We start from the raw sequence: 21,506 nt of genomic DNA on the forward strand, positions 1-21,506 counted from the left end.
AGGGCTCGCGCAAAACAATCCCGCGATCCTTGACATAAATCAAAGTATTCGCCGTTCCTAAATCAATTCCGATGTCGCTGGAAAACAGTCCTAATAATCTATTAATCATGATGTTATAAAAAAATTCTATGAGCCGACCTTTGCACGCGTAAACCTTAAAGCAAAATCGGTGCCGATTGCAAGTGTCAACAAGCTGCATTAAGTTATGTCATGCAACTTCCCGATGAGGTCGGAATCATGGTCCTGCCCAGGATCGTCTTTTTTCCCCATAGCCTCATCCCCCTTCATATTTTCGAACCCCGCTACCGGGTTATGCTCCAACAGGCCCTCGCCGGCCAGCGCATGTTCGCCCTTTGCCAGGCTGTTCCTGCCGATTATGAACAAAACCGGCCCATTCCCGCCCATACAGGCGGAATTGGACTGATCCGAGCCTGCGTCCAAAACAAGGACGGCACCTCCAACTTGATCCTCCAAGGCATCCACCGCGTCCATTTCCCAACCTTTACTCGAACCCAGCCTTATTATACAGGACGCCCAATACCGGTCTGCTCCGATGGCCCTCTCAACCTGCGCCAGGCAAAGGCCCTCGCCGAACGGGTGCTGAAAACCGTCCATGATTCTCCCCAATACCGCGAAAGGCTGCCCGAGGAGCTTTTTAACTTCCTCTCCAGCCTGCAGGATTACAATACCTTGGTGGACGTCGTGGCCGGCAGCTTTATCCATTGTACCCAGCGCAAACAAAGAATCATTGAATCCAACGACGTGGAACAGCGCCTCGGCATTCTGGCCGATTCCCTGCAGGCCGAACAAAGCCGACCTTAATACTTAACCCGCCCAACTCACTTTCCGCAACGGTTCCCTCCGGTTCACCCCTCTTTCCCCATTGCCTGTTGGATTTAATTTGTGAATGATCGGGACGTTATGCGTCTTGCCTCATGGATCGCTTCAATCCTGGCCTGCATCTGCCTGTCCGGCTTGCCGCTGCGTGCGGCACAGACCGGCGTCAACGAAGAAAAGTCAAATTCCCTGAACGAAAATCTCGTGGAGTATTGCCGCAAGGGTGATTTGCCGGCTGTGGAGATGTCACTTTCCCAGGGGGCTTCCTTGACATACCGCAACAGCTATACCGAGACCGCTCTGATGAATGCGGCCGACACCGGGCAAACCGATGTCGTTCGCTTTTTGCTGGCAAAAGGGGCGGACCCTGCAGTCAGCAACAAGGACAACAGGACGGCCTTGACCTTCGCCTTGATCGGCAGGCACCAGGCAAGCGCATTGCTTTTATTGGATGCCATGCAGGATTCGAACAGCCTGAAAGCCTCAGACAAATTTGGGGACAATTACCTGACATGGGCGGCAGGATACGATGGCAGGGAGGCCGTTCGCAGGCTCATGGAACGAAAGGTTCCCGTTGATCTGCCCGGACGGGATGGGGAAACTGCGTTATCCTACGCCGCGGAAAACGATTTGCCTGAAATGATGGAAATCCTCCTTTCCTACAAAGCCAATCCCAATCTGCCCGACAAAGAGGGGAAAACGCCCTATGCCCATGCAGCCGAATGGGCGCACGTGGAACTCATGAACCGGCTCGTAAAGGCGGGTGCGATCGCGAAAAAGACCTGTTTAAAACTTCCTAACATATCTTCCAACACCAAACTCGTCACAAACCGCCACTGGTGCCTGTCGGCTGCAGCCCTGCTGACCTTTAGCAATTATGAAAGCTGCGAATGGCTTGGAGGCTATCCTCCTGGGAAAAATGTCGAAAGCAACCGGCGCAGGCTTGACTACTGGTGGGGCGTAAAGGACAGGAAAGCCGCCATCAAGGAATTAAAGTGGCTGGAAAAGGACGGGCACCGGGTGAATTACCGCAAATACCTTGAGGAAATACAAAATTCAAAGCCGGAATCCCAACCTCCGGAAGGATTGGCTCGGGCCTGGATTATTATTCAGGAATATCTGCTCAGCAGAGGGAAACGTTCCCTGCATGGCCGGTTTACTGCAGAGGAAATCGCCACGATCCGGCAGGAATCAACCCGGCACAAGGCCAAAAATTTGCTGGCCTGGGATTATTGCCGGATCATCAATTTGGCCGGCTGGTGCCATCATGCCGGTTACATTTCCGAAGAGGAGGCCTGGCAGCATATTTTCCCGGCAGCCCGCAAGCTGCAATCGACCTATTGCTCATGGAAAGAGATGTCGGATGATTATATTCTGGGCAGGGTCATTTGGCAGAAGGAACCCCAGGACAGAATGTCCTATTTGCAGGAAAGATTGCTCGATCCCTCTGAACCGGCCAGCCCCTGGGCCAAACTACCCTGGCAAACACCGCTTCAGTAGCAGGCCATTTATTGTTTGCTCCTGATGCTCTGCCGGTTGCAAAAGCAAACCTACTGTGGTAGCCTGATACATAATGTCGTCACAAAACCAGCCGCCGCGCCCGCCCAAGCTTCCCAAGGCCCCCATTCGAAAAAATGGAGACAATGGAAACGCCCCGCAACCCTCCAACTGGAGAGGGTTGGTATTGATGCTGGTTGCCTCTTCAGTCCTGCTCCTGGCCTTCTACGCACGACAGGGCAAAATGGATGGCTCCGAAAAGGAATATAATTTCCAGGAATTTTCCCAACTATTGAACGATAAAAAAATCGAAACCGTCACTTTGGTGACGGAACCTTCCTTTTCACCCACTGCCGTCTATTTAAAAGGCAAACTCAAATCCAATTCCGGCCAGCCGGTTGCCAAGGGAAGCCCCGCGCCGGAACGCTACCGCGTTTCAGTCAACCTGAACTTCCAAAAAGATCTGCTGGATGTCCTGAAAAATGCCGGCTTTGACAAGGTCCCCCAGATCAATGTCGATAACACCATCTGGCAAACCATTCTCGGCATGCTCCCCTTCGTTCTTTTCATCGTGGTGATGTATCTGCTCTTCCGGCAACAGCTCCGGATGGCGGGAAAATCAGCCTTCAATTTCGGGCGCAGCAAGGCAAAGATCCTGAACAAGGACAAAAACCGCATCACATTCAAGGACGTCGCCGGTGTGGACGAGGCCAAGGAGGAAGTGAAGGAAATTGTCGAATTTCTCAAGGACCCGAAAAAATTCCAGCGCCTCGGCGGCCGGATTCCCAAAGGCGTCCTCATGGTGGGACCTCCCGGCACGGGAAAAACCCTGCTGGCCAAAGCCATTGCGGGCGAGGCCGACGTGCCGTTCTACGGCATCAGCGGCTCCGACTTTGTGGAAATGTTCGTCGGCGTCGGCGCTTCCCGCGTGCGCGACATGTTCGAGCAGGGCCGCAAATCCGCTCCGTGCCTGGTCTTCATCGACGAAATCGACGCCGTTGGGCGCAGCCGCGGCCATGGCCTCGGCGGCGGACATGACGAACGCGAACAAACCCTTAACGCTTTGCTGGTGGAAATGGACGGCATCGACACCCAGGAGGGCGTCATCATCATCGCCGCCACCAACCGCAAGGACGTGCTCGACCCCGCTCTACTCCGCCCAGGCCGTTTCGACCGCGAGGTCAACGTAAGCCTGCCGGATGTCAAGGGACGCGAGCAAATCCTCCAGGTGCATTCGGGCAAAGTCAAAGTTTCAGACAAGGTGAACTGGGCGGTCATCGCCCGTGGAACACCCGGCTTCTCGGGAGCCGAACTGGCCAATCTGATCAACGAAGCCGCCCTGCTGGCCGCCCGACGCAATGCGGAAGCCATCGAACAACCCGATCTGGAAGAGGCCCGGGACAAGGTCCGCTGGGGCCGTGAACGCCGCAGCCTCGCCATGAGCGAAGCCGAGAAACGGAACACCGCCTATCATGAAGCCGGCCACGCCATCCTCAGCATTTTATTGGAACATACCGATCCCCTGCACAAAGTCACGATCATCCCGCGCGGCCCGTCGCTCGGCGTGACCATGTCGCTCCCCGAAGGCGATGTCTGGAGCTATTACCGCCGTAAATTGCGCGACATCATGTGCATGACCATGGGAGGCCGCGTGGCCGAGGAGGTGTTGCTGGGCGATGTGTGCAGCGGCGCCGCCATGGACATCCGCCAGGTCACCGCCATCGCGCGCAAGATGGTTTGCGAATGGGGCATGAGCGAAAAATTGGGCATGGTCGAATACGGCACACACCAGGATTATGTTTTCCTGGGCCGCGACATTTCGCGCCCGCGCGATTACAGCGAAGCCACCGCCGAGGAAATCGACCGGGAAGTTCTGAGCCTGGTTAACGAAGCCCATGACCGCGCCAAAACGATCATCACCGAAAACAAGGACAAAGTCGAAGCCATCGCCAAGGCGCTGATCGAATATGAGACGCTCGACGGCAAACAGGTCGATGACATCGTCAAGCTGGGCCGCATGCAGGAGCCGCCTCACAAAACATTGACGCCTCCCTCGCAGCCCAATCCGCAGGAACCGTTGGGGGGCGGAAAGCCCGTCAAGGACCCCAAGGACAACGACGGCCTCCTGCCCGGCCTCCAAGGCGCCCCCGCCGGCGTCTGATTCGACCATGAAAGGGGTCTGTCAACTATTCTTGACAAATTTCCTTTCGTTTGTGGGCACATTTCCCCGGGCCATGACGTGGTAGGAAGCCCCGCCATATTCAATCCGGAGTTGTCGCGCCATCGGCTTATCTTGCCATCCGCTCAGCTTCTGTCAAGAATAGTTGACAGACCCCTTCTCCTGTACGGATAAACCCGCACGTAACTTATATGATGCTTTGGCAACATGCCCACGGATCATTGGAGATCGGCAACAGACCGGTTCTGATGGGTATCCTGAATATCACGCCCGATTCCTTTTCGGACGGCGGCTCGCATTTCCGCTTGGGCGACGCACTCGCGCGGGCGGAGGAAATGGCGACTGCGGGAGCCCATATCCTGGACGTCGGGGGAGAGTCCACGCGTCCAGGCGCAACACCCGTGGAGGAAGAGGAGGAACTGCGGCGGGTGATTCCGGTCATCGAGGCAATACACAGACGCCTGCCTCACATGTTGATTTCAGTTGATACCTACAAGGCGCGGGTGGCGCTTGAAGCCCTGAAAGCCGGGGCGGCGATTGTGAACGACGTCAGCGCCGGGCGCTGGAGTCCGGGCATGTTGGAAGTGCTGAGCAACTCGCAGGCCGGTTATGTGGCCATGCACAGCCTCGACCGTCCGGATCGGATGCAACTCAACGTAAAATATGCGGATGTGGTGGCCGAGGTTTATGATTTTCTGGCCGGACTTCAAACGCGGCTCGAGTCTGCGGGAATCAATTCCGACAGGCTGGTCTTCGACGCCGGCATCGGATTTGGAAAATCTCCGGAGCATAACCTTAAGCTGATCGCCGCACACGAAACATGGGGGAAGCTTGGCAGGCCGATCCTGTGGGGCATTTCCAGAAAATCCTTTATTTCCAAGATTTTAAATGTTGAGCCAGATGATAGGCTTACAGGATCGCTTTCCCTTCACGCTCGTTTGCTGGAATCGGGCCTGCCGCAAATCTGGCGGGTACATGAAGTGGAGGAATACGCGAAATTTCTCGATATGTGGTTCCGGCTTGATCTGCACTAACCCGGATGTTTCACACGTTTTTCAAAACCTCAGCAAAGTGTCCAGCGCCAAAACGGAACAGTAACAGGAGCCAGCGACATCCGGGTTAATGGCAAAACCGTCTGAATGAGGATTTTTTAACGGAACTTCTTTATTTTGAGGCGGTTTTGCCATAGTTTGTATGTTCGTGGCACCTGCGTTCCCATCCATGGGAAGGCAGGCTAAGTTCGCGAACATCATGAAATCAAGGACAGGGCCTGACCTGCCCAATACATAAGTTCTATGGACTGGTTGCAATTATTGGCCGGCATTTCCCTCTTGGGAGCCGTATTTTTGTATTTCCGAAACGCTTCCCGCGTCACGCGGGGCGTACGGGTCTTACTGGGCTTCCTTTTCGTCCTGGGCCTTGCCCTGCTGGCTGCAGGGCTGCATGTAAACCTCATCGCTACGATTTTGAACACCTCTTATGCCATTGTGATCCTGGCTTTGGCTGTTGTTTTTCAACCGGAATTGCGCCGTTTTCTTTTTGAGGTGGCCCGGCTTTTTTCCAAAAAACATAATTCCAACCAGCAGTTGCTGATCGAAAGCGTCGTACGCTCCATCTCCGAACTTCAGGAAAAGGAGCTCGGCGCCATTATTGCCGTCGAGAGGTCGATGAGCAACACCCAGACACGCGAGAGCGGGGTGCTGATTGATGGCAAAGTATCCGAGGAATTATTGACCACCCTGTTTTTTGACAAAACCCCGTTGCACGATGGCGGCGTGATCATCAGGGGCGACAGGCTGGTTGCAGCCGGCTGTATCTTCCCTTTGACGCAGCGCCAGGATTTGGACCGCAACTTGGGACTGCGCCACCGCGCAGGACTTGGCATTACCGAGGAGAGCGATGCCGTTGCCGTCATCTTGTCCGAGGAGCGGCGTGAAATTTCAATCGCATTGAACGGAAAACTGGAACGCCGCCTGACACCGGACGAACTCAGGCAACGCCTGACGGAATTGCTGGTCGGGCAAACCTCCTCCAGGTCTTCCATCGTCAAGAAGCCCCACACGCGCAGAAAAAAGCAGGGGAAAGCGGCTTGAAACGAAAGTGGTTTGGCACCGACGGCATTCGCGGCGAGTTCGGACGCGAACCCATGACGCCGGGATTTGTTTACCGCTGCGGGCTTGCGGCAGCAAAACATTTCGGCGCCTCGCTTGCCGCGCCGTTGTTTGTCGTCGGACGCGACACACGCAAATCCGGCCCTGTATTGGAGTCTGCGTTATGTCAGGGATTGGTAGACGGCGGCGCACAAACGCGCCGGATCGGCGTCCTGCCGACAGCGGCTGTCTCGATGCTCACCGTCAAGCTTGGGGCCTCCGCAGGGGTCATGATCAGCGCCTCCCACAATCCCTATGAGGACAACGGCATCAAATTTTTCGGGCCGGACGGTTTCAAACTGCCGGACGAGGAGGAGGAAAAGCTGGAGGCCGCAATCGATGCCGCGCAGGAAGCCCCCCATTCATTCAGCAGCCCGAAACCCGATTTTGAAGCCGATCCCGCCAGCTTGCAGGCTTACCGGGAAACCCTGAAACAAAGCCTTCCCCAGTCATTTTCGCTCGCGGGTTTGCGGATTTGTGTGGATACCGCGCATGGCGCCGCCTGGAAAAGTACGCCCTGGATTTTGACCGGGCTCGGCGCGCAGGTAAGCGAATCCGCATCCCGACCCAACGGTGAAAATATCAATCTAAACTGCGGGAGCCTGCATCCGGAGGCGTTGCAATCCGATTTAAAAAAATATCCCGGCGCCATTGGCATCTGCCATGACGGTGACGCTGACCGGGTTGTAATTCTCGACGAGGATGCCGATCCCCTTGACGGCGACGAACTGTTGGCAATCGCGGGTCTTCACGCAATCTCCAGAGGCGCCTTGCGGAAAAGCACCGTTGTTGCGACTGTGATGAGCAATCTCGGGCTGGATGAGGCGCTTCGCAAAGCCGGCGGTCGTCTGGAGCGGACGGCGGTCGGCGACCGCTATGTGCTCGAAGCCATGCGTGCGGGAGGTTATGCCATTGGCGGGGAACAATCGGGGCACATGTTGTTTCTGGATTATCTGCCGACGGGCGACGGATTGCTCAGCGCGCTGCAGATTTTGAAAGTGCTGGTGGAATCCGGACGGCCCTTGAAGGAATTGCGCCGCGCCATGCGAAAATATCCACAGAAGCTTTATAATCTCAAGGTTCGTGAAAAAAAGCCACTGGAACAATTGCCCAAGGTGCGGGCGGCGATTGCCGAAGTTGAAAATGAAATGGCCGGCAAGGGCCGCGTGCTGGTACGTTATTCGGGTACTGAAAACAAAATCCGCATCCTGCTGGAAAAATCCGAAACAGAGGGAATGGAAAGCCAGGCGCGGCGGATTCTGGCGGCCCTGGAGAACTCTCCCGGCCTGCTTTAAGAAAGTAAAAATATGCCACGACCCGTTGTCAGTTTCATCATGCCGGTCTGGGAAGACAACCGGATGGCAGCCAGTTTGGTGAAAGGCTTTCCGCTTCAGCCGGATTCGGCGGAATGGATAGTTGCCGCGGTGGACCCTTCGGAGGAACTTGTTCAATTGGCGCGGCGCGGGAAAATGCGACTGGTGCGATGCGCCCATCCTTCGCGCGGCGCCCAAATGAATGCGGGAGCGGCAGTGGCCCGTGGATCGTTGCTTTGCTTTCACCATGCGGATTCGGAATTCCGCAGAAAGCATCTCAAGGCCTTGCTCGAAATCGCAGGGAATAAGGACATAACAGGCGGCGCCTTTCACAGGCATTTTGACAAGCGCCGTCCGTGGATGCGGCGTTGGGAACCTCTGCTGCGATTTTTGAATTCCGCCGCCGGACCGCTGCTGGGGGATCAATCCATTTTTGTGAAGGCCTGGATATTTCAAAAAATGGGGGGGTTCGCTGACATTCCGTTGATGGAAGATCTTGAATTTTCCGGCCGCTTGCGAAGCTTGGGGAAAGTCGTCCTCCTCGATCCCCCGTTGACTTCATCGGGTCTTCGTTTCAACGGCATGGGAAGCCGGCATGCCCTGGTGCTGAATGGGTTGTTTGCCGCCCTGTTTTATATGGGGCTCAACCCGGCGATCCTGCACCACTGGTATTACCGGGCCCGGCTGAAAGCTCCGAGCCGCCCGCGCAGGAAAAAATCCGCCAAGCGGAAGCGGCTCCATTGACCACAAAGCCGCAATAGCGGGCGACCCTTCAGCAAAAAAATGGCGGGGGCGCGCCCGTAAGACACGCCCCCGCCAGACAGGTTGAAGTCAGATTATTTTACGTGGCCGGAAACCAGCTTTGTCATTTCAAACATGCTGACCGTCTTCTTGCCGTTGAAAACTGCTTTCAGTTTGTCATCGGCATTGATGTTGGTCCGGACTTTTGCGTCCTGCAGTTTGTTTTTCTTGATGTAGTCCCAGAGCTTTTTGGTGAGCTCGGTTCTTGGCAGCGGTTTGGAGCCAACGACTGCTGCCAGAAGTGCGTCGGGCTGGACCGCTTTCATAAACGCCGCATTGGGTTTGCGGGCGGATTTTTTAGCGGTTGATTTCTTTGCTTTTACTTTGCTTTTCTTTTTGGTTGCCATCGAAAAAGTGTGCCACGGAACCGACACATGGCAAGCCATGAAGTTGATTTATGCACTGGCCCCGGAATCTCCCGGTTTCCCCGCCCCTGCCGCGCTGCAAACAGGCTTGCCAATTCCAAGACGCCGGACGCGCTCCACGACCCTTACTGCAACCCCAAAATATGGGCATAGCCGATAAACCGGGCGGCCGTGCCGGACTTTTCGGGCTTCGGAAGGTCAAAGTCAAATACTCCCACACCGGACTTCCGTTCATGGCCATACGGGCGGTTCTCGCTGGCACCAAACATCAATTTCCGCCCCGTGCCCTCCTCCTCGCCCAGGTAAAGCATGACATGCGAGACCGGCGGGTCGCGCTTGACATCATAAGTACCGGTCCAGAACAGCAGGTCGCCCGGACGCAAATGTTTCCATTCGAAGGAGTCAAATCCCGCTGCGTTGACGGCAAAAAAGAGTCCCGCCTCCCATGCCTGCCGATAAAAGCCATCGGCCTGCCGCGGCACATCCTTGAATCCCGCCTGTTGCAAAAGATAAAATATCGTGCCCGAACAATCCATGGCCCCGTTTTTTGGATCGGCTGATCCATAAACATATCCCAATTTCAGCGCATCCAATTCGAAACATTTGCGGATCAACGCCTGGATGGCCGGCGGGTTTTTTGTAAAAAATCTCAAAGCTACCGGCGGCGGGCTGTCGGGCTGAAGCTCCGGACGGGGCTCCGGCAACGTGGGCGTCAACGGGGCTGGTGTTGGGACGATTGCATCCTGCGCCTGCAAATACGGAACCAGCCAACAAAGCAATATAACAGCAGCCGTTCGCATCATATAGGATGACACAATACGCCATGTTTCAAAATACTCAATCATGACGCCTGTAATGAAAAACGGCGGCATGCCACAGAATCAAATTCTGGCGCTCTACCCCCGTATTCTCTATTTTAATTCTCCCCGCCCAAGGGAGCGGGACTGTGCGGCACCACAACACATGTCTTGCGATGGGTGCGCAGAAAGGCGAAGCGATCCAGCACATTTTCCTGGAATTCCTCAAGATACAGAAACAGCGCAGGCGTTACGAACAGCGTAATGAGTTGAGAAACCACGAGCCCCCCGGCAATGATCAATCCAAGCGGCTGGCGCGTCTTGCCGTCGGCCCCATGTCCGAACGCAAGTGGCAGCGAGCCCATGAGCGCGGCAAACGTCGTCATCATGATAGGCCGGAACCGTTCGACACAAGCCTCATGCACGGCTGCGGTACGGTCAAGCCCCTGGGCCATGCGCTGGAGGGCAAAATCAATCATCATGATACCGTTCTTTTTTACAATGCCCACGAGCAGGAACAAGCCGACATCCGCATAGAGCGAAAGCTCCTGGCCAAAGATTAGCAATGTCGCAAGACCACCGACCATTGCGACAGGCAGCGACGAGAGAACGGTGATGGGATGGACATAACTTTCGTAAAGGATACCCAGAATCACATACATGCAGAAAATGGCCAAAAGGAAGAGAATGGCCAGACTGTTGATCGTTTCCTTGAAAACCTGCGCTTCGCCCTGCAAGCTGCCTGTCACGGTCAGTGGAAGGGTTTCAGCGGCTGTTTTTTCAAGATATTTTGTCGCATCACCGATGACCGCGTCCGGTCCAAGGTTGAAAAAAATCGTCACGGACGGGAACTGGTTGATGTGGTTGATCGACTGGGGTCCGAGCACTTCATGCCACTTCGCAACGGCTTTAATCGGCACGAGTGCTCCAGTTCCGGAACGAATGTAAAGTTTTTGGAGGTCATCCGGCCTCCCTCGTTCCTTGTCATCAATCTCAATGATGACCTGGTATTGGTCCGTCACCTTCTTGATAAGATAAATATAGTTCTGGGAATAGGCAGTCCGCAGCGCATTCAGGATGGCCTGCGCGGTGACTCCATAGCTTGACGCCTGATCCCTCAGGATATCGATCTCCAGATTCGGCGTGTTCATCTTTAAATCGGAATTGACAAATCCGCCATTCGCAATGCCTGGATAGGCTCGCAGTTTTGCAACGATATCCTCTGAAGCCTTGTAAACTTCATCCGGATTGATGCCTGTCAACGAGTATGTGAATTTCCCCTGGGTTGTCGCAGTGGCTCCAGTGCTGATTTGCAACGTTGGGTTCGCCTGCAAGTACGGCAATATCCCGGGAATCTGCGCGATCTTCTGCGACAATCGCGCCATCACAATTTGGATCGGTGGCCGCTCATCGCGAGGCTTTAGAAAGCCGAGTGTGAAAGCCTGTGAGGGCGCCGCCAGACCGGTTCGTCCGGCAACCGTGATGCCAATATCAACTGCGTCGTCATTTTTTAATATTTCATCCACCTGCTTTTGGTAGGCGTGCATTTGCTCGGGAGAACTTCCTTCCTGCGCTTGAAAGATGCCTCGGATAAAACCGCTATCGCCGACTGGCAACAAGGACTTCGGCACGGCTTGAAACAATAAAATCGTACCGATCATGCAAACAACCCAGGCGAGTGCGGAAATCCATTTGTGATTGAGAAAGAAATGCAGGGAGCCGCCGTAACCTTTGATCACCCGTCCGATGGTTTTATTGGAAATTGTTTCCATCCATGTCTTTTTCCCCTTTTCATGCTTCACCAGCATCCTTGAGCACATCAGCGGCGTCAGCGAAAGAGAGACGATACCCGAGGCAAGAATTGAAATAATAATCGTGACGGCAAACTCCTGCAACTGCCGGCCCAAAAGCCCGGGCATGAAAACCAGCGGAATAAACACCGCAGCCAGTGACAGGGTCATGGATAGAATGGTAAAGCTGATTTCCTTTGCCCCGTTCAAGGACGCTTCCAAAGCCCCCTCGCCGGCTTCCATTCGCCGCACCGCATTTTCCAAAAATACAATTGCGTCATCGACAAGGAACCCGATGGACAGCGTAAGCGCAAGAAGCGAAAGGTTGTCGATGCTGTACTTAAGTATGTACATGATCAGAAAAGTCAGCAACATCGACAGCGGGAGCGCGACAACCGGGATGAGCGTATCGCTGGCGCGTCCTAGAAAAACGAAAATGACTATCACCACAAGCGAAAATGCCAGGAGCAGGGTTTGTTTCACGTCATTGACGGAATTTTGAACCGTAATGGAGCGGTCATAGACAGGAATAAGCTGGATTGAGCCGGGCAGTTCCCGTTTAAACAGTGGAAGCAGATTTCTGACTGACTGCGAGATGGCCACCGCATTGCTTCCCGCCTGGCGCGAAACAGCGAGCACCACGTTCACCGCCGGGATAGGATGGCCGCGTACAAAGAAATGCCGTTCCTGGCGTTCGTCCTGGAGCGAGTCCACCACACCGGCCACATCGCGCAGGTAAATCGGCGCGCCCGTTTTCCCTCCGATGATCAGGTTTTCATAGCCGGTCGCGTTGTCGAGTTGGCCCTGTGGCTGCAGCAAAAAGGTGCGATGCGCACCGTCAAACTGCCCCGCGCCCTGGTAGCTCGTCCCAGCCTGGATTGCCTGGGCAAGATCATCCAGCGTTAGCCCGCGTATCGCAAGCTTCGCCGGATCCGCCTTGATGCGCACGGCGGACTTCGAGCCGAAAACATCCACCCTCGAAACGCCGGGAAGAATACTGATACGTTGCGCCACCTGGCTTGTGGCATAATCGTAAAGCTGCCCGCCCGTCAGCGAGTCGCTTGTCAGTGTAAGATACATGACGGGCTGGTCATTCGGGTTGTGCTTCGCGAGCGTGGGGGGTGATGGCATATCCACCGGGAGGCTGCCCGTGGTTTGGCTGATGGCCGCCTGCACGTCCGTGGCCGCGGCATCCACACTCTTATTCAATGCAAATTGCAGAGTCAGTGCGGTGTTGCCCTGCGTGCTGTTGGATGTGATCAACTGCAGGCCGGGAATTTGCAGAAACTGCTTCTCCAACGGAGTGGCCACGTTGTTCGCCATCGTTTTTGGGGTTGCCCCCGGGTAGCTCGCCGTGACGCTGATGACCGGGAAATCAACCGCCGGCAGATCGTTGACCGGGAGCTTGAGATAGCAAAGCACACCGAAAAGAATCACCGACGCCGTGAGGAGCATGGTCATCACGGGACGGCGGACAAAGGGTTCGGATAGGCTGGCCATTTTTATTTCGTCGCCGCTGAGGGCATGACCTTGGCTCCGGGGGCGAGGGAAAGCTGGCCGGTCACAACCACCATTTCACCCTGCTTGATTCCATCGCTGACCACAATCTGATCGCCCTGGCGTTGCCCGGGTTTCACGAATCGCAATTCAACCGTGTTATCCCCTTTGACAATAAAGGCAAATGGCCCGTTGTTCCCTACCTGCACCGCCTCATACGGCACCAGCACTGCATTCTGGATGGTGTCGAGCAGGAGGCGAACATTCACAAACTGGCCAGGCCAAAAGAAATGGTCTTCGTTGTGCAATATGGCCCTGAGTTTGACCGTACCGGAACCTGTTTGCACTGCGTTATCCAAAAAGAACAGTTCGCCGCTGCGCTTTTTTTGTTCCGCCTCCGGATAATAAACTTCCACCTTAAGCGCGCCGGTTTTGAAATAATTGCGGACTTGCGGCAGATCCGTTTCCGCGACTACAAAATCCACGTACAGCGGATCCAGCCTCTGGATGGACACCAGTGGAGTGTTGCTGTAAGCTGTCACAACTGCGCCAATATCAACCTGATGTATTCCCGCCTTGCCATCGATGGGCGAATTCATCGTACAGTACTCGAGGTTGATCTGTGCGGTTTTCAGAGCTGCACGGTCCCCCTGTACAACCGCTTCGCTGGTGGCCACGGTTGTTTTAAGATTCTCCAGGTCCTGTGCGGAGATGTAGTTTCCCTGTGCCAGTTCCTGGCTTCGCTTGAGCTGGGCTCTATTGAGCTCAAGAGTGGCTTGATCCGACAGAAGTGTGGCCTCAGCTTTATCACGAGCCGCCTCGAACAAACGTGGATCGATCGTAAAAAGCGGGTCTCCCTGCTTCAATTCGGCCCCGTCCTCGAAGTGGATTTTCGCTATGGCGCCCGACACTTGCGGCAGGATTGAAACGCTTTGAAGCGCAACACAGGTCCCGATTTCATCAATATACAGCGGAACGGGCTTGGAGACAGCCAATGCCGTCGAGACATTGACCGGGAGGCGTGGAGGCGGTACATCCGCCTTGCGTTCACAGGCCAGGGGCAACAAGGCAAACAGCAACCCCGCGGTTCCGAAGTAAATTCCACGCACTAACATTTTTGATGGAAACTTTGTCATCATTTTATCGGGCCGGATCTGCGGCGGTACCTGTGCTTGCGCTTTGCTGAACGGACGCCGTTGTCATGACGGAACCCGTCGCGTTGGCCAGGTTCGCAGACGCGGTAAACAGCCCTGATCGGGCTTGGGAAAGGCTGGATTGAGCCAATGCGAGGTTGCTTTGCGCCGTCAGCAGATCGATGAGGTTTTTCAATCCGCTCCGATAGCTGATCTGGATTGAATCATAACTCTTTTGCGAGGCCTCGAGCAGCGCTTGCGCCGCGTCAACCTGCTTCGCCGAGGTTTTAAAGGCGACAAAATTGCTTACGACATCCGAAATGACTCCCAACTCGCTGGCCGCCAGATCGGCCTTTGCCGCTTCAGCGGCATGCCTGGCGGCTTTAACCTGATAGTCCCTGCCGCCTCCGTCAAACAATCCAAAACCGAACGTCAGATTCACAGAAGCGCCGTCATCATGTCCGGAACCGTTGAAGTTTTTGTTCCCGCCGCTGACGTCTGCCTGGTAATAAGAACGCTGCAGATTGGCGCCAACCGTCAAAGCGGGCCAGCGGTTCGCTTCCGCCTGGTCCACAGCCGCCAGCTTCGACCGCCAGGCATTGTATTTGGAAGCCAGATCCGGACGCTGCTTGAAGGCCAGATCAATCAGCTTGTCAACTTCCTCTTCCAGCACCGCCAACGAGGGGGCATTGGACGGCGGCGCCACCTCCAACTTCGTGTTGCCGGGAAGCCCCAGGCTGCCTGCCATTTGGATTTCAGCCGTGCTCAAAGCCCCGCGCGCGCTTTCCAAATTAAACTTGCTTTGCTCGACGCTCTGCTTCGCCTGCGCTTCATCCGTGCTCGTGCCCAGCCCGGCCTTCAACTTGATTTCAGTCGAACGCAGGCTTGCCTCGCTCAGGGCCAGCGCGCTTTCGGCATTTTTCACCGCGGCCTTTGCCCCATCCAGATTGTAGTAGGCGCTCATGACCGCCAGCGTCACCGCCTGGAGCGACTTGTTGAATGTGAAATTCTGGCTGAGAAGATTAAACCGGTTTTGCTCCACGTTTGCCTTGCGCGCGCCAAAATCCAGCAACAGGTATTGGATCTGCAACTGCGGCGTCACGCTGATTTGGTTGTTCTCCTGCGTACCCGGATAGTTTGGGGTTCCGGTATGTGAGGCCACGCCGGCCACAGCCAAATCAACTGTCGGCCAATAAGCCGCTTTTGCAACGCCAACCTGCGCGGCTGCCACATTGGCCTGCTCCCACGCCTGGGTCGTGGCGGGATTGTGTTTCAATGCTTCATCCAGCAGTTCCGGCAAGGTCCAGACTTTGGCCGGGTCTTCAAAATCTTTTGGCGCCGGGGCCGGACGCTCGGAGGACGGCAGGCCCGCGCCTTCACCCGAATACGGTTCGTTGGCGTTGGTTGGCGGTTTGCCGGCATCCCCTTTTTCAGACGCCAGCGCCGCAGCCGGCCCGATGCAGGCGGCGTAAGCCCAAAATATCAATATACAACCTCTGTGCATGGAGTTCAGGCGGTTTGAAGTTTTGCTTTGGAGGTTTTTTTTGAGGCCCTGGGATTTGCGCGGTTCGCTGATGCCGGCAGACCCAGCAGCTTTTGCAGTTCACGCTTCAGCGCCTGTTCCTGCATGGGATTGAGCGCGTAGGTGCCAAAAATATGCGACCACCAGATGCCGTCCAAAGCCGTCAACATTACAAGGGAACTCCCGACATTTTCCCCTTCCTCCTCGAATTCCTTTAAAAAACCCGCATACGTCTGGCGCGGAATGTCCATGAGACTGGGTTGATGGGTTTTGGCCGCAGCCAGGGCCACGAACAGGCGTTGCCTCCGCCGCCGGCTTTCGGGCACGTTGCTGAAATAACTGTTATAAATGGCGCGTGCTTTCCGGCAGGGACCGGGGGGAAGCGTGGCGGCATGGGCTTCGACCCGGCTCACCCACAAATTCACGATTCGGCGCATGAGCGCCTCCAGCAAGGCGGCCTTGCTGGGGAAATGATAAAGCAATCCTCCCTTGCTCAGCTTCGAAGCCTTGGCGACCGAGTCGAGCGTGAGATGGATGGCCCCCTGTTCAAGGACGACATCCTCGGCGGCATCCAAAATTTTTTCCCGGGCTGATGGGTACACACGCTTGCTCATGGGCCATACATACTATACCGACTGGTCGGTATAGTCAAATACGTAACGTCATTAAATATTGCCAACGCGGACATCCTCCGCGCGAACCGCCAGGAAGAACTGGCTCGACTTGGAGTCACGCTGGAATAAAGTCCCCAATAAGGAGCCTGCAGCGCAGGGAATCTATCACCGGGATGGTCGGAAATTTTCCAGGAAAACTGGATTCTGCTGGAAAACAGGCAATAAAACGGGTGCAACTAAAGCTTATTACCGGGGTTTAATCACATCTATGAAAAGCAAATCAAATGCTCTGCTTCTATTGGGGATCGTTGTGTGGATGATCGGGTGTTCCAGTTCCGTGCGGGCCAATACATCCTATTCAGCGGATTATTATTTGACCACACCCGACGCGTTCCAAGGCCAAATGGTCACGCTGGATGTCGTGAACTTGAAACCGGTGAATTTCAAGAGTCCCATCCCCGAACTTGCCTTTTTTCACATGATGACGTGGGACCGCTCCAAAGGCATTCCAGGCGGTGAAATCATGCTGGTGGCGCCCGCAACGGACGCCCGTAACCTCATGAAAAAATATGGCGGTAAAATGCCCCGACCTGGCATGGGACCTCCTGATGTGGAAAAGTTGAAGGGGGTTTTCACACTGTCCCCAGGCGGACCCCGCCGCGGTGAAAAGCCCGGCGATGAATCATCCGGCAACAAACAGGGCCAAGCGGGCAATGACGCGGCGTCAAAGTCCACCGGCATTGAAAAGACCGGCGGAGAACCAGGCGATGACTCCAAAGGACAGCGCCCTGGCAACTGGCATGGCCCCATGCACCCGCAAATCTGGATGATTGATTATGAGGGCAAAAGCCGGGAAATCATCGAGGCGCACAAGGAAGAAATGAAGAATTTGAAAGGGGAGCAGGACGAACCCCCTTCCGACACGGAAAAGGGAAAGCCGTAAGCTGGCGCTGCTTCACATCAAAAGGTGGCCTCTGAAAAGCGCCGGTTCTACCGGCGCTTTTATGTACGCGGGGTTCTGTGCCTTAATTCTGCCTTCTGAATTCTACATTCTTCATTTTGCCCCAGCAGCCACCTGAAATAAGCCTGGCAGAATAAAATCATCCCGATGAACATCCCGGCCGTCATCGAGGCAAGCATCAACAAATAATGCCGGACCGGATCGGCCACGGCGACCCAGTTCATCACAATCCCGGAGGCCTGCATGCCCACTAACATGCCGCCCAGGCAAAACACCGCATGCAGCCACGGATGATTAAAAAACTTCCGCCGTACCCGGCGAGGCGACACATCAATCCCAAACAACAAAGGTATGCTCGCCAGCACCATCCCGGTTTGCATCCAGTTCCAATGCAAGGAAAGGCCGAACGCGGCATGTGGCCCGGCACAACAGGATGAGCAAAAACCGTCCCGCACCACAGGAACAAACCCGGAGTCGGCATACCAGCCGGCCAGCATCCCCAGATTGCCAACCGCCAGCATCCCGGCATACAAAACCCAAACCGGACGTCTGGCCCATGACTTCGCCGCGAACACGAGAAAAATCCCCGCGCCGAGAAAGAGCAGGTCTGTCGTTAAAGCCCATTTGAAGCGCAACGCGCCGAGATAGGAAATGGAAAGTCCCTGGGCAGTCATCGCCAATCCTAAAATCAAACCTGTCACTGAAATCCTTTCAACAAGCTCGTTCCAAATCAGTCCACCGATGTTGCTCAAACGCGTGAACAAGGATGCCCCATTTTCACCGACTTCCGTTTCCTCAGCTCCATCCGCTTCTTCCTGCAGGCGTTCCCCAAATCGCAACGCGCGCCAGGTCACGGTCACGCTCGAAACCAGCATCAAGACTGCCGCCGCTACGGGGTGTAAAGTTCCCGACGCCGCCAGTGAAATGCCTATCACATTGTAAAAAATGGAAATCCACAGATTCTGCCGTATGCCCCGCATGACACGGACGGCCTGCCGCCGCGCCCACGGAATCGCCCTCAAATCCGATCCAAAGAGTTGTCCGTCCGCCACCTCGCGCGTCAAGTCGGCACCCGATGCCAGGGCAATCGATGTGGTCGCGCAGGACATGGCCGCCGAATCGTTCACGCCATCGCCCACGAACAAGACCCGTTTCCCGACTGCTTCCATGTCCTCCACAAGCCGCCGTTTTTCTTCCGGCGTAAGATCGGCCCTGGCTCCCTGCAGCCCCAGCTCTTCCAGCCGTTCCATGCGGTCCCCGCTCATGACCTCAACGCGAAGGTCCATGCCTCTCAGTTCCTCCATGATCTTCTTCGAGCCAGCCCGTAAATTTTCCCGAAGCAGCGCCACGGCGGCAGCTTTGCCATCCACCGTAACATGGATTTCCATCAAGGAGCCGCCTTTAGCCCTCAAATTTTTCAAAAGCTTCGATGGACGCGCCTCTTTTTGAGCCAGGACGGAGATGTTCCCAATAGCAAGCCGGTAAGAAATACTCTTTTCCATTACAACACCACGCACTCCCGCACCCGGGATCACTTCAATCTTCTTCGCCTTTATTCCTGCTGGAATCCCAGGAGCCCAATCTTTAAACGCGCGTGCAATCGGATGCGCAGACCCGGCCTGAATGGCGCCGATCCAGCGCCTCAGTTTTTCACGCTCAAAACCGGGTTCCACGGCAAACTCAACCAATTGCAATGTGTCTTCACTGAGCGTGCCGGTTTTGTCAAAGACCACCGTATTGATCCGGGCCAGCGCCTCGATCAAATCACCGGAACACGCCACCAAGCCGCGCCGGGCAAAGGCATTGAGCGCGCTCATGATGCCAATCGGCGTCGCCATCCCCATCGCGCAGGGGCACGCCACGACGAGTACGGCCAGACCGTTGAACAAGCCGACCACCCAACCTCGGGCCAGCGTCCAACCTATGAAAGTCGCAATGCTGATGAACAGCACTGACGGCAGGAACCAGGTTATCAAGCGGTCCGCTTCCTTTTGGATCGAAGACGGCAATTGCCGCGCTTGATCAATCCGCGCCAGCAAAAGATCCAATTTTCTGCTTTTGCCCGAGCTCGCAGCCTCGATTACCAGCTTCTCATCCAACACAACGCTCCCGGCAAGAACCGGGTCACCGGCTTTTCGCACGACCGGGAACGGCTCGCCCGTCATCGCGGTTTCGCGGATAAAAGCTGTTCCTTCGGCAATTCTTCCGTCAACGGGAATCCCGGAGCCGGGATAAACAACAATTTGGTCGCCGGGCCGGACATCTTCGACTGCGCACTCCGAGGCTACGCCCTCGTTGTTTAGTCTGAAGCACCGGTCGTATTGCCGCCGCAGGGATTCGGAGGACTCAAGCGCTGCCTCGCGGCGGTTCCGGCTCACCAGAGTCCCTAACGTATAAATAGCCAGCAATATGGCCACCACCTCGTAATAGATCGCGCCCTCGCCCGTGAGGCTCGAGTGCAGCGAGGCTCCGTACGCGCCTGCGATGCCGAGCAGAAACATTTGCTCGATGACAATCCGTCCCGCCCTCAATTGCCTCCAGGCCTCGGCGGCCAATGGAAGACCGATCAGCAAAAAGACGAGCAGGGCGGAACCGGCAAGGATCGAGTGCAAAATGGTCCGCTCCATTCCCTGCGGCGGAGAGTCGTTGATCCCGAGGCTGAAGGTCATGGTCTGGCCCGCAATCAGCGCGGCAAAACCCAAACGGACCCAACCCAGAGCCCGTGCGGCATCAGTCTTGACATCGCATCCTTCTGCGGACGGATTGGAACAACAGGAGGACATGTTTAAGCTCTGTGGCCCGTCGCCCGACGCGCCTGGTGCAACAGCAGTATCACCGTGGCGAGCAGCGCCACGCCACAGGCTTGGTGCAAGACTCCGAACGCGACTGGTATATGCCCGAGTGAGTTTTTTACCGTCCAGACTCCCAGTTGAAACTGGATCAGCGCACAGACCAGTAGCAGGTGTCGTCCAAGATGATAGGCCCGGGACCCTTGCACTTTCCAGGTGGCCAGCCAATACGCTGTCGCACCAAACGCCAGCAAAGCCCCCAACAAACGGTGAACGAACTGCACTGTGGCGGGATTCTCAAAAAAATTCACCCACCAGGGGCTCCGACTCATGATGCCCAGCGGCACCCACTCTCCGTTCATGGTCGGGAAGGTGGGATAACTCAGAGCGGCATGCAGGCCCGCCATGAAGCCTCCAAAGAAAGTTTGCGCAAGCAGCAAGAGCAGCAGACCCAGTGTTACCGGAAATAGCCAGCAAGGTGGGTTTTTAATCGCGTCACGTTTGGAGGTATCGTTTTCAAACCAAAGATTCAAGGCCTGCCACAGCACATAGCCAAAGAGAGTCAGCGCCAGCAGCAAGTGAGCTGTCAGTCGGTACGGGCTGACCCAGGGTTTGTCAACCAGGCCGCTTTTGACCATAAACCATCCCATCGCGCCCTGCGCGGCTCCAAGCGCAAAAATACCCAGCAACTTCGGCAGTAATTTTTTGGAAACACACCCCTTCATCCAAAAATATAAGAGGGGGATCAGAAAAACGAGTCCGATAGCCCGACCCCAGAGACGGTGCAGATATTCCCAGATATAAATGGATTTGAAACCCGCCAGGTCCATGTCCGGATTTAGCATGTGGTATTGGGGATATTGCTTGTAAAGATCGAAAGCCTTTTCCCATTCCTGCTCCGTCAATGGAGGAATGGCGCCGAGAATGGGTTTCCATTCCGTGATCGACAATCCGGAACCGGTCAGGCGCGTCGCGCCACCAATGACCACCATGATCCAGATCGCCGCAGCCAGGGCAAACAGCCAAAGCGCAAGCGCGCGGGTTCTGGAACGTGAGATTTCAGGGTTTGTGGTGCTCATCGGTATTGGTATTTGTGTTTACTGGAGCGCGGGCGTCCCGCCTGCTCTGCTGGTTATCCTATCGGGCAGTCCTGCATCTACAAGATTTCTGAAGAAACTTTAAAAACAACCGATATCCTGAGAAGCGCCGAAGGTGCGCTCAAACGTATGTCAAACCTTGGGCCGCTCCTTCAGAGCTCGAT

At 55.5% G+C, this 21,506-nt stretch carries 17 protein-coding genes; 8 read left to right on the plus strand and 9 right to left on the minus strand.

What is annotated here, in order from left to right; genetic code table 11:
• Positions 1 to 109: rod shape-determining protein (locus tag PHD76_03110; protein ID MDD5260816.1), on the minus strand; the 109-nt coding region annotated here is incomplete at its 3' end.
• A gap of 101 nt (positions 110 to 210) precedes the next feature.
• On the opposite strand from PHD76_03110, the gene PHD76_03115 reads away from it, so the two are divergent.
• The 7 genes from PHD76_03115 (at position 211) to PHD76_03145 (ending at position 8,720) form a co-directional block, all read left to right on the plus strand.
• Complete coding sequence (locus PHD76_03115) at positions 211 to 822, plus strand: LON peptidase substrate-binding domain-containing protein (GenBank protein ID MDD5260817.1); 612 nt, start codon at positions 211 to 213, stop codon at positions 820 to 822.
• A gap of 81 nt (positions 823 to 903) precedes the next feature.
• Positions 904 to 2,337 carry a DUF1266 domain-containing protein gene (locus tag PHD76_03120; GenBank protein ID MDD5260818.1) on the plus strand — a complete coding sequence of 478 codons (1,434 nt, stop codon included), beginning with the start codon at positions 904 to 906 and terminating at the stop codon, positions 2,335 to 2,337.
• Positions 2,338 to 2,410: 73 nt separating this feature from the next.
• The gene (gene ftsH, locus PHD76_03125; GenBank protein MDD5260819.1) at positions 2,411 to 4,495 is read left to right on the plus strand and encodes an ATP-dependent zinc metalloprotease FtsH; all 2,085 of its coding nucleotides are present in this window, start codon (positions 2,411 to 2,413) and stop codon (positions 4,493 to 4,495) included.
• A 209-nt stretch (positions 4,496 to 4,704) separates the two neighbouring features.
• Positions 4,705 to 5,547: a dihydropteroate synthase gene (gene folP, locus PHD76_03130; protein MDD5260820.1), complete on the plus strand. Its 843-nt coding sequence runs from the start codon at positions 4,705 to 4,707 to the stop codon at positions 5,545 to 5,547.
• Positions 5,548 to 5,808: 261 nt separating this feature from the next.
• Positions 5,809 to 6,606: a diadenylate cyclase CdaA gene (gene cdaA / locus PHD76_03135; protein ID MDD5260821.1), complete on the plus strand. Its 798-nt coding sequence runs from the start codon at positions 5,809 to 5,811 to the stop codon at positions 6,604 to 6,606.
• On the plus strand, positions 6,603 to 7,958 hold the full coding sequence (glmM, locus tag PHD76_03140) for a phosphoglucosamine mutase (protein MDD5260822.1): 1,356 nt from the start codon (positions 6,603 to 6,605) through the stop codon (positions 7,956 to 7,958). The genes cdaA and glmM overlap by 4 nt, the downstream gene beginning before the upstream one ends.
• Before the next feature lie 12 nt (positions 7,959 to 7,970).
• Positions 7,971 to 8,720 carry a glycosyltransferase gene (locus PHD76_03145; protein ID MDD5260823.1) on the plus strand — a complete coding sequence of 250 codons (750 nt, stop codon included), beginning with the start codon at positions 7,971 to 7,973 and terminating at the stop codon, positions 8,718 to 8,720.
• A gap of 92 nt (positions 8,721 to 8,812) precedes the next feature.
• Here PHD76_03145 and PHD76_03150 read toward each other — a convergent pair whose 3' ends face one another.
• The 6 genes from PHD76_03150 to PHD76_03175 all read right to left on the minus strand — a co-directional run bounded on the left by PHD76_03150 (position 8,813) and on the right by PHD76_03175 (position 16,495).
• Complete coding sequence (locus tag PHD76_03150) at positions 8,813 to 9,124, minus strand: SWIB/MDM2 domain-containing protein (protein MDD5260824.1); 312 nt, start codon at positions 9,122 to 9,124, stop codon at positions 8,813 to 8,815.
• 143 nt (positions 9,125 to 9,267) lie between these two features.
• On the minus strand, positions 9,268 to 10,014 hold the full coding sequence (locus PHD76_03155; GenBank protein ID MDD5260825.1) for an NlpC/P60 family protein: 747 nt from the start codon (positions 10,012 to 10,014) through the stop codon (positions 9,268 to 9,270).
• Between the two features lie 44 nt (positions 10,015 to 10,058).
• Positions 10,059 to 13,229, minus strand: a complete 3,171-nt coding sequence (locus PHD76_03160) for an efflux RND transporter permease subunit (protein MDD5260826.1) — start codon at positions 13,227 to 13,229, stop codon at positions 10,059 to 10,061.
• A gap of 2 nt (positions 13,230 to 13,231) precedes the next feature.
• Positions 13,232 to 14,335 (minus strand): efflux RND transporter periplasmic adaptor subunit, encoded by a 1,104-nt coding sequence (locus PHD76_03165; protein MDD5260827.1) that lies wholly within the window; start codon positions 14,333 to 14,335, stop codon positions 13,232 to 13,234.
• 31 nt (positions 14,336 to 14,366) lie between these two features.
• Positions 14,367 to 15,863: a TolC family protein gene (locus PHD76_03170; protein ID MDD5260828.1), complete on the minus strand. Its 1,497-nt coding sequence runs from the start codon at positions 15,861 to 15,863 to the stop codon at positions 14,367 to 14,369.
• Between the two features lie 5 nt (positions 15,864 to 15,868).
• Entirely contained in the window at positions 15,869 to 16,495 is a 627-nt protein-coding gene (locus PHD76_03175) for a TetR/AcrR family transcriptional regulator (protein ID MDD5260829.1), read from the minus strand.
• A gap of 268 nt (positions 16,496 to 16,763) precedes the next feature.
• Here PHD76_03175 and PHD76_03180 point away from each other — a divergent pair, with 268 nt between their 5' ends.
• Entirely contained in the window at positions 16,764 to 17,438 is a 675-nt protein-coding gene (locus tag PHD76_03180) for a hypothetical protein (GenBank protein MDD5260830.1), read from the plus strand.
• 59 nt (positions 17,439 to 17,497) lie between these two features.
• On the opposite strand, the gene PHD76_03185 is transcribed toward PHD76_03180, so the two are convergent.
• Both PHD76_03185 and PHD76_03190 read right to left on the minus strand, forming a co-directional pair.
• A complete protein-coding gene (locus PHD76_03185; protein MDD5260831.1) occupies positions 17,498 to 20,239 on the minus strand; it encodes a heavy metal translocating P-type ATPase in 2,742 nt (913 codons plus the stop codon).
• Between the two features lie 2 nt (positions 20,240 to 20,241).
• Positions 20,242 to 21,324: a COX15/CtaA family protein gene (locus PHD76_03190; GenBank protein ID MDD5260832.1), complete on the minus strand. Its 1,083-nt coding sequence runs from the start codon at positions 21,322 to 21,324 to the stop codon at positions 20,242 to 20,244.
• Between the last annotated feature and the right edge of the window lie 182 nt (positions 21,325 to 21,506).

Source organism: Candidatus Methylacidiphilales bacterium (genome assembly GCA_028713655.1).
In the GTDB taxonomy this organism is placed as follows: Bacteria; Verrucomicrobiota; Verrucomicrobiia; order Methylacidiphilales; family JAAUTS01; genus JAQTNW01.